This window comes from Bacillus sp. BHET2 (assembly GCF_005938125.1).
Taxonomy (GTDB): Bacteria; Bacillota; Bacilli; order Bacillales; family Bacillaceae_B; genus Rossellomorea.
Window position 1 is genome coordinate 1 of the sequence record NZ_VCQN01000060.1, and the last position, 376, is coordinate 376.

Sequence of the window (376 nt, forward strand, 5' to 3'; positions counted from 1 at the left end):
CAGATGATTGGGGTGAAGTCGTAACAAGGTAGCCGTATCGGAAGGTGCGGCTGGATCACCTCCTTTCTAAGGAAGATTTACTAAACGTTTGACGCGTCGAAGTTTTGTTCAGTTTTGATGGTTTAATAAAGTTGTTTGCGAAAGCAAAATAACTATCCGTCTCCAAACAATGGTAAGCATTGCTTATCATTCATTTTTATGGAATATGGGCCTATAGCTCAGCTGGTTAGAGCGCACGCCTGATAAGCGTGAGGTCGGTGGTTCGAGTCCACTTAGGCCCACCATATTCGATCCCCTTGGGGCCTTAGCTCAGCTGGGAGAGCGCCTGCTTTGCACGCAGGAGGTCAGCGGTTCGATCCCGCTAGGCTCCACCAAG

The 376-nt window shown here is 48.9% G+C and carries 2 tRNA genes and 1 rRNA gene; all 3 read left to right on the forward strand.

Going from position 1 to position 376, the window contains the following annotated elements:
* Positions 1-66, forward strand: a 16S ribosomal RNA gene (locus FGG79_RS21505); the annotation flags it as partial.
* A 141-nt stretch (positions 67-207) separates the two neighbouring features.
* A tRNA-Ile gene (locus FGG79_RS21510) sits at positions 208-284 on the forward strand.
* Between the two features lie 14 nt (positions 285-298).
* Positions 299-374: transfer RNA gene (locus FGG79_RS21515), tRNA-Ala, on the forward strand.
* The last annotated feature ends 2 nt before the right edge of the window (positions 375-376 follow it).